This window comes from Thermoanaerobaculia bacterium (genome assembly GCA_018057705.1).
Classification (GTDB): Bacteria; Acidobacteriota; Thermoanaerobaculia; order Multivoradales; family JAGPDF01; genus JAGPDF01.
In genome coordinates, this window is record JAGPDF010000127.1 from 1 (window position 1) to 7,203 (window position 7,203).

At 68.9% G+C, this 7,203-nt stretch carries 8 protein-coding genes; 6 read left to right on the forward strand and 2 right to left on the reverse strand.

The features are described 5' to 3' along the window. Positions 1-27 precede the first annotated feature (27 nt). Positions 28-1,086 carry a glucokinase gene (gene glk / locus KBI44_20695; protein ID MBP9146902.1) on the forward strand — a complete coding sequence of 353 codons (1,059 nt, stop codon included), beginning with the start codon at positions 28-30 and terminating at the stop codon, positions 1,084-1,086. On the opposite strand, the gene KBI44_20700 is transcribed toward glk, so the two are convergent. Continuing rightward, complete coding sequence (locus KBI44_20700) at positions 1,083-2,231, reverse strand: hypothetical protein (GenBank protein ID MBP9146903.1); 1,149 nt, start codon at positions 2,229-2,231, stop codon at positions 1,083-1,085. The genes glk and KBI44_20700 overlap by 4 nt on opposite strands. Before the next feature lie 90 nt (positions 2,232-2,321). On the opposite strand from KBI44_20700, the gene KBI44_20705 reads away from it, so the two are divergent. The 4 genes from KBI44_20705 to KBI44_20720 all read left to right on the forward strand — a co-directional run bounded on the left by KBI44_20705 (position 2,322) and on the right by KBI44_20720 (position 6,162). Beyond that, on the forward strand, positions 2,322-2,825 hold the full coding sequence (locus KBI44_20705; protein MBP9146904.1) for a hypothetical protein: 504 nt from the start codon (positions 2,322-2,324) through the stop codon (positions 2,823-2,825). Between the two features lie 11 nt (positions 2,826-2,836). Beyond that, positions 2,837-4,708, forward strand: a complete 1,872-nt coding sequence (locus tag KBI44_20710) for a carbamoyltransferase (GenBank protein MBP9146905.1) — start codon at positions 2,837-2,839, stop codon at positions 4,706-4,708. A 106-nt stretch (positions 4,709-4,814) separates the two neighbouring features. After that, on the forward strand, positions 4,815-5,987 hold the full coding sequence (locus KBI44_20715) for an ATP-binding protein (protein ID MBP9146906.1): 1,173 nt from the start codon (positions 4,815-4,817) through the stop codon (positions 5,985-5,987). Between the two features lie 10 nt (positions 5,988-5,997). Next, complete coding sequence (locus KBI44_20720) at positions 5,998-6,162, forward strand: hypothetical protein (GenBank protein MBP9146907.1); 165 nt, start codon at positions 5,998-6,000, stop codon at positions 6,160-6,162. A 51-nt stretch (positions 6,163-6,213) separates the two neighbouring features. Here KBI44_20720 and KBI44_20725 read toward each other — a convergent pair whose 3' ends face one another. Further along, positions 6,214-6,621, reverse strand: a complete 408-nt coding sequence (locus tag KBI44_20725; GenBank protein MBP9146908.1) for a thiol-disulfide oxidoreductase DCC family protein — start codon at positions 6,619-6,621, stop codon at positions 6,214-6,216. A 196-nt stretch (positions 6,622-6,817) separates the two neighbouring features. Here KBI44_20725 and KBI44_20730 point away from each other — a divergent pair. Next, the coding region (locus tag KBI44_20730) for a CBS domain-containing protein (protein ID MBP9146909.1) at positions 6,818-7,203 on the forward strand (386 nt) is incomplete at its 3' end.

Here is a 7,203-nt window from a genome sequence, read left to right on the forward strand (position 1 = left end):
TGCGGCCTTGGTAAGGTTGGCGCAGCGATGATCCTGGCGGGCGATATCGGCGGTACCCAGACGACGCTGGCGGTGTTCGCCGCCACTGGCGGGCCCGGCGGGCCCGATGGCCCCGGCGGCCCCGACGGGCAGAGGCCGGGCTTCGTCCGCGACTCCGCGATCGTCGAGCGCTATTCGAGCCGCGACTTCGCCTCCTTCGACGAGATCCTCGGCGACTTCTACGGGCGTCACCGGCCGCGGCTCGTGGCCGCCTGCATCGGCATCGCGGGGCCGGTGCGGGAGAACCGCTGCACGGCGACGAACCTCCCCTGGACGGTCGAGGGCGCCGAGCTCGCGCGACTCACCGGTCTCGGCGAGTTCCGCCTCCTGAACGACCTCGAGGCGGTGGGTTACGGCATCGACACCCTCGAGCCGCAGGAGATCCTCGAGCTCCAGGCAGGCGCGCCGGTTCCCGGTGCCGTGGGCAATCGCGCGGTCATCGCCGCCGGCACCGGCCTCGGCGAGGCCGGACTCTTCTGGGACGGCGACGTCTGGCGACCGTTCGCGACCGAAGGCGGACACGCCGACTTCGCGCCGAAGGACGAGCTCGAGATCGCGCTGCTGCGTTTTCTCCAGCGCGACCACGAGCGCGTCAGCTGGGAGCGCGTCCTCTCCGGCCCGGGTCTTGCCGACATCTATCGCTTCCTGCTGGAAACGCAGGGCGGCCCGGACTCCGAGCCGCCGGGCCTGGTCGAGGAGATGCGAGCCGGCGAGCCGGCCGCGGTGATCGCGAAGTACGCCGCGCGAGACAGGAGCGCAACCTGCGTGCGGGCGATGGAGCTCTTCGCCCGCCTCTACGGCGCCGAAGCCGGCAACCTCGCGCTGCAGATGATGGCGACCGGTGGTCTCTACATCGGTGGCGGCATCGCCCCGAAGAACCTCCGCTATCTGCAGACGGGCTCGTTCCTCGAGGCCTTCCTCGCCAAGGGCCGCATGCGCCCGCTGCTCGAGGCGATGCCGGTCCGCATCCTTCTCAATACCCGGACCGCTCTGCTCGGCGCCGCACGCTGCGCGGCGATGAGCCGCGAATCCAGCGCCACCTCCTAGGGCGCGCCGGTCTCCCGCACGAGGACGGTCTCGGCGACGAAGCGCGCCAGGCGCCGGTGGCCGACCGGGGTGAAATGGCCGTCGCGCGGCAGGAAGCACTCGTCGCAGCCGGAGAAGGCCTCGCGGCTGTCGAAGAAGGGCGAGCCACTTTCGACCGCGGCGGCGCGCACCAGATCGACGGCGAGCTCCTGGGCAGGCTGGTAGCTCTGCGGGTCGGAGCCCGCGCCGAGGTAGACGACCGAGAGCTCGATGCCGCGCGACCGACAGCGCTCAGCGAGGTCGCCGAGGATCCGGGTGTAGTAGGTCCCGAGGCGCCCCCGGCGATCGGGGTCCAGGAGCGGCGCGAGGAACGGCGGGTCGGCGGGAAAGTCGGCTGCCCAGGCGGGAGTCGTGAGCGCCAGGGAGCGCAACTCCTTCGCCGCGGAGCGCAGCAGGCGCAGCGACGGCCGGCGCGTGAGCCACTGTCGCAGAGCGGAGGGCCGGCGCTCGTGCAGATCTCCGGCCCACTTCCGGATCGCGGCGTAGTCGAGCCGGTCGATCTCGGGCATCGTGGCGATCTGCTCCGCGGTGCGGTAGACCTCGAGGTCGTCGAAGTCGTTCAGAAAGACGAAGAGCACGACGCTCCGTGGCTCGAGCTCCGGCAAGAAGGTGCGCAGGAAGACGTACTCGTCGAAGAGCGCCGCGCCCTGGCGACCCATGTTGTAGGCGCCCACGTCCCGCTCCGAGCGCAAGAAGGCCGCCACGGTCTCCGGCTCCTCGACGCCGTGGCCGTAGATGAGCGAGTCGCCGAGGAGGAGCACCTCTGTCGGCGTTCCGGGTGGATTGCGGAACCCGCGCGAGTCCGTCGAGTGCTGCCAGCGGTAGCCGTTCCAGTAGTTCTCGGTCGAGAAGTCGGGCCACATGAAGCGCATGCCGGAGCGCTTCTCGCGGACGTAGATCCCGCCGGGCCGGGCGTCGTAGCGCGAGTCGACCTCGTTCAGACGGCGCTCGCCGAAGAGCCCGGGAGCGAACGCGAGGAGAAGCTCGAGCGTGCCCAGCAGGAGCAAGGTGACGACCGAGATCAGAGTGAGCCGCTGCACCCAGAGACGAGCTCGGCTGGCCGGCGCCGGGCGCGCAGCGGGAGCCGCGAGGGGAGGGAGGTTCATGTGCACCTGCCAAGATACCCCGGTGCGGGGGGCACCGCAGCGGCGTCGGGAGGTCGTGCCCGCCTGCGCCCATCTGCGAGAATGACCTCGATGTCGCGAGCACAGCAGATGGGAGAACAGCGCGCTGGGAGTCCCGGCGCGGCCGCGGCCATCTGGCGCTGGCGCGAAGCTTCGCCGGCGGTTGCCGCTGCTGCGTGGCGAGCCCGCCGGCGGGCGTTGAGGTGGGAAGGCGTCGTCCGTGCGCTCGTCGGGTCGGCGGTCGGCGGTTCTCTGTTCTACTTCGGCGCGACGATCCTGGCGCTCGTCGCCGGGGTCGGCGCGGGGCTCGTCCTGCTGGCGGCGCTGATCTCGCCGGACGGGCTCTACGCGGCGATCGGACGCGGACTCGGGCTCCTGGGCCACGGCATCGGCAGACTGCTCGCGGTCGTCCTCCTGACCCCTCTCTATTGGCTCGTCTTCGTGCCGTTCGGCCGCCTGCTGCGTGGAGGGCGCCGCGACAAGCTCGAGCGCTGGTTCGACGTCGCGGCGCCCAGCTACTGGCACCGTCGCGAGGGCCGACCGCGGACGAAGCGCTCCTACGAGCGGGCGTTCTGATCGCCAGCTCGATGCGTATCCTCGGCCTCTCCGCCTTCTACCACGACTCTGCAGCCTGCCTGGTGGAGGACGGCTTCATCGTCGCCGCGGCGCAGGAGGAGCGCTTCACACGCAAGAAGCACGACGCCGCCTTTCCCCGGAACGCCGCGCGCTACTGCCTCGCCGAGGGCGGGGCTGCCGCGCCTTCCGGTACCTCGCCGCAGATCGACGCCGTCGTCTTCTACGACAAGCCGATCCTCAAGTTCCACCGCCTCCTCGAGACCTACTTCTCGGTCGCTCCGCGCGGCCTCTCACAGTTTCTGCAGGCGATGCCGCTCTGGCTCAAGGACCGTCTCTGGGTGGCGCCCGAGATCGAGGGCGAGCTGCGAAAGCTGGGGATCGAGAGGCCGCCGCCGGTGCATTTCGCCGAGCATCACGAGTCGCACGCGGCGAGCGCCTTCTATCCTTCACCGTTCGACGAGGCCGCGATCCTCACCCTCGATGGCGTGGGGGAGTGGTCGACGACGACGGTCGGGGTCGGCGAGGGCGGGCGCATCCGCCTGATCGACGAGATGCGCTTTCCGCACTCGCTGGGCCTCCTCTACTCGGCCTTCACCTACTTCACCGGCTTCCGCGTCAACTCCGGCGAGTACAAGCTGATGGGTCTCGCGCCCTACGGCGAGCCGGTCTACCGCCAACGCATCCTCGACCACCTGGTCGATCTCAAGGCCGACGGCTCGTTCCGGCTCGACCTCTCGTACTTCGACTACGTCGCCGGCTGGCGGATGACGAACCGTCGCTTCGCGGCGCTCTTCGACGGGCCGGCGCGCGCTCCGGAGTCGCCCATCACCCGGCGCGAGATGGATCTCGCGCGCTCGATCCAGGCGGTGACCGAAGAGATCGTGCTCGCAGCAGCCCGCCATGCCCGTGAACTGACCGGCAAGCGCAACCTCTGCCTCGCCGGTGGAGTGGCGCTCAACTGCGTGGCGAACGGCGAGCTGCTGCGGTCGGGGATCTTCGACGACATCTGGATCCAGCCCGCGGCCGGCGACGCCGGCGGCGCGGTCGGCGCGGCGCTCGCCTTCCACTACATGGGGGTGTCTGGAAACGAAGGTGCGCGTCCGCGCCCCAGCCAGCGCGCGCTCGCCGGCGGCGACGGCATGCAGGGAGCGTTCCTCGGACCGGAGTTTCCGGATGAGGAGATCGCCGCCTTCCTCGATGCCCGCGGCTACCCGTATCGCCGGCTCGCGCCGGAGGAGTGGGCGGCGGAGATCGCCCGGCGAATCGCCGCCGAGCGCGTCGTCGGGCTCGTCCAGGGAAGGATGGAGTTCGGTCCGCGCTCGCTCGGCAACCGTTCCATCGTCGGCGACCCGCGCTCGCCGCGGATGCAGTCAGTGATGAATCTGAAGATCAAATACCGCGAGAGCTTCCGGCCGTTCGCACCGGCGGTGCTCGAGGAGCGCTTGAGCGACATCTTCGAGCTCGATCGCCCCTCGCCCTACATGCTGCTGGTGGCCCAGGTGAACCCGGCGCGCTGTCTGCCGAAGCAGGGCGACGAGCGCGACCTGCCACTCGTCGAGTGGGTGAACCGGCCGCGCTCCGACCTCCCGGCGATCACCCACGTCGACGACTCGGCGCGCGTGCAGTCGGTCTCGAAGGCGACCTCGCCGCGCTTCCACGCCCTGCTCACGGCCTTCGAAGCGGCGACCGGCTGCCCAGTCCTGATCAACACGAGTTTCAACGTGCGCGGCGAGCCGATCGTCTGCACGCCGGAGGATGCCTACCGCTGCTTCATGCGCTCCGAGATCGACGATCTCGTCCTCGGCGACCTGCTGCTCGAGAAGGAGCAGCAGCCGGCGCGTCCCGACGACGGCAGCTGGCGTCAGCAGTTCACGCTCGACTAGGCCGAGCCAGGCGCGTGGGCAGCGAGTCCGGTCACCAGCGGGTTGTTTCGGGAGGGATGTCAGCGTCGGATTTGAGGAATTGAAAGTGATAGTTTAGAATACTCACATGCGATACGTCCGCCGCGGCATCGAGGGCGAGGTTCGGCGGGCGACACGGGCCTTCTCGGCGCTGCTCGTCACCGGCCCCCGCCGATCCGGCAAGACGACGCTCCTCAAGCATCTCTTTCCGAACGCCAGCTACTTTCTGCTCGAGGACCCCGACATTGTCGCGCGTGTCCGGGAGGATCCTCGCGGCTTCCTCGACGATCTGCGGACTCCCGTCGTTCTCGACGAAATACAGAATGCGCCGGAGTTGCTGGCCTACATCCGCACCCGGATCGACAGTGCTCCAAAGCTCAAGGGGCAGTGGCTGCTGACCGGCTCGCAGGAGGCGCCTCTCATGCGAGGGGTCTCCGAGTCGATGGCCGGGCGGGTGGCGCTCTTTCACCTGCTGCCGCTCTCGTTGGCGGAAAGCGCCAGGGTTTCGCTCTTTCGTGGAGGGTTCCCCGAGGTTGTCGAGCGCCCCCGAACTGCCGCTACCTGGTTTCGTTCCTACCTCCAGACCTACCTCGAACGCGACGTTCGGGCCGTCACATCGATTCGGGACCTGGCGACGTTTCGGCGATTCATGGCGCTGGTCGCCAGTCGCTGTGGCCAGATGCTGAACCGCAGCGATCTCGCAGCACCGCTCGGTGTCTCGGTGCCGACGGTCTCGCAGTGGCTGTCGATTCTCGAGATCACGGGCCAGATCCTGCTGGTGCCGCCGTTCTATGAGAACTTCGGGAAGCGTCTCGTCAAGTCGCCGAAGCTCTACTTCGTCGACTCGGGTCTGGCTTGTCATCTGCTCGGCATCGATTCAGAACGCGCTCTGGATCGCTCCCCGTTTCTAGGCCCGATCTTCGAGGGCTTCGTCGCTTCCGAGGTCGTCAAGCTCCAACTCGCTCGCGGAGAGGCCCGCAATCTCTACTACTTTCGCGACCAGCAGGGCCTGGAGGTCGATTTCCTGGTACCGGCGGGCGATCGGCGGCTCCTTCTGCTCGAGGCGAAGGCCTCGCGAACCGTCCTGCCCGCAGCCGCCCAGGTGCTCGGCCGGCTGCGGCGAGCCATCGAGGGCTATGAGGTCGAGAGCTGGGTCGTGCATCGCCAGTCGGCCCAGGGAGACGCGATGTCGACGCTCGCTCCCGGAGTCCGAACGAAGGTGGTGGAGCACCTGCGCGAGATCTTCGCCGCCCGCAGGTAGACTCCGGCCCATGGGAAGACTCGGTTATGTCGGCACGCTGGCCCGCGACTTCGTCGCCTTCGCGCGCGAGCACAAGGCCTGGTGGATCGTGCCGCTGCTCATCGTGCTCGGCCTCGTCGCCCTCCTCATCGCCACCGGCCAGGCCTCCGCGCCGTTCATCTACACGCTGTTCTGACGCCGCCGTCCACCAGATGGGCGAGGCATGCCTCGCCCGCGTGGCTGCGGATCAGACGAGGAAACGGTCGGCGACGTCCGGGGTCGGCAGCATGCAGCTCTCGGTGCGGCCGAACCAGCGGTAGCGATGTCGGGCGACGAAAGTGTAGAGCGCATCGCGCAAGGGTCGCGGCAGGATCCGGAAGACGGCGAGCGCCGGCCATGGCCAGGGGAGCCGGCGCGCGAGGTGCAGGGCGGCGTCGCTCCTCACCCGCGCCTGACCGCCCTCGAGAACCACGATCGTTTCCAGGGTTTGCGTCGACAGCCCGTACTGCTCGAGCAACGCTCGCCCGGCAGCCGACTGCAGCGCCGCGAAACGAAAGCGCCGCTGCCGGTCGCGCCGCAGGAGGAACTGCACCGAGCCGTTGCAGAGGTTGCAGACGCCGTCGAACAGGACGATCGTCTCCACCGCGCTCCCCATCCCCGAAGTCTACGCAAAGAATTGGGGACAGTCCCCCATTTCTCCAACTCCTTTGGAATCAGTCGCGAGCGGAAATGGGGGACTGTCCCCAATTCTTTGGGGGCCAGCCCTATGGGGCGGTGTGCGGGGGGGGTGCGGGGGGTACTTTCAGGTCGCCGGTGGACGCGTCTTCGCAGGCGCCGGGACGGAGGCAGTCATGCGGGAACTGGTCGCCAAGGATGTGATGAACACCGAGCTGATCAAGGTACGCGACGACATGACGGTCGCCGAGCTCGCGCAGTTCCTGGTCGAGAACGAGGTCTCGGGAGTTCCGGTCGAGGATGTCGAGGGTCGCCTGGTGGGCGTGGTCTCGCTCTCCGACGTCGCGCGCTCGCTCACCGGCCGCGACGAGGCCGTGATGACCCACACCGACACCGACTACTACCTGCAGAGCTGGCAGGAGCGCTTCAACGCCGAGGACATCGCCGGCCTGCGCATCGCCGAGTCGGACGAGACGGTGGGGGAGATCATGACGCCCTCGATCCTCGCGGTGGACGAAGAGATGCCGATCGGCAAGGTGGCCGGCAAGATGATCGACGCCCG